Source organism: Brevundimonas sp. UBA7838 (genome assembly GCF_002500885.1).
Taxonomy (GTDB): Bacteria; Pseudomonadota; Alphaproteobacteria; order Caulobacterales; family Caulobacteraceae; genus Brevundimonas; species Brevundimonas vesicularis_C.
Genome location: NZ_DLTK01000156.1, coordinates 1 through 615, shown reverse-complemented (window position 1 = coordinate 615; position 615 = coordinate 1). Strand labels below are relative to the sequence as shown.

1 protein-coding gene is annotated in these 615 nt (G+C 68.5%); it reads right to left on the bottom strand.

The window, feature by feature from the left end; translation table 11 throughout:
• Nucleotides 1-615: translation initiation factor IF-2 N-terminal domain-containing protein (locus B3T77_RS16215; RefSeq protein ID WP_414633160.1), on the bottom strand; the 615-nt coding region annotated here is incomplete at both ends.

The following is a 615-nucleotide window of genomic DNA, read 5'->3' as shown; positions in this document are numbered from 1 at the left end:
CTTGCCGTGGTCGACGTGACCCATGATGGCCACGACCGGCGCGCGGGTGTCGGAGGCGTCCGCATCGTCGGCCTCGCCCAGGAAGCCGGTTTCGATGTCGGATTCCGAGACGCGCTTGACGGCCATGCCGAACTCTTCGGCCACCAGTTCGGCGGTGTCGGAATCGATCACGTCGTTGATCTTCATCATCATGCCCTGCTTCATCAGGAACTTGATGATGTCGACGCCGCGCACGGCCATCCGGTTGGACAACTCCTGCACGGTGATGACGTCGGGAATGACGACTTCACGCGGCCGGTTGGGCGCATCGGTCGAGCCGCCCTTGCGCTTTTCTTTCTCACGTTCGCGAGCGCGGCGGACCGAGGCCAGCGAGCGCATCCGCTCGGCGGCGTCGCCGTCGCCGACCACGGACTGGATGGTCATGCGGCCTTCGCGGCGCTTGGGCTCGCCGCGCGTGCGGCTGACGGCCTTGCCGGCGTCGGAGAAACGCTTCTCGCGATCGTCGTCACGACCGGCCGGACGACCGAAGCCGGCGCCGGGCGCACGGGCGGGACGCAGAACATTGGCCTCGGCCGGCGGGGCGTTCGGAGTCGGACGACCGCCAGGGCCGGTACG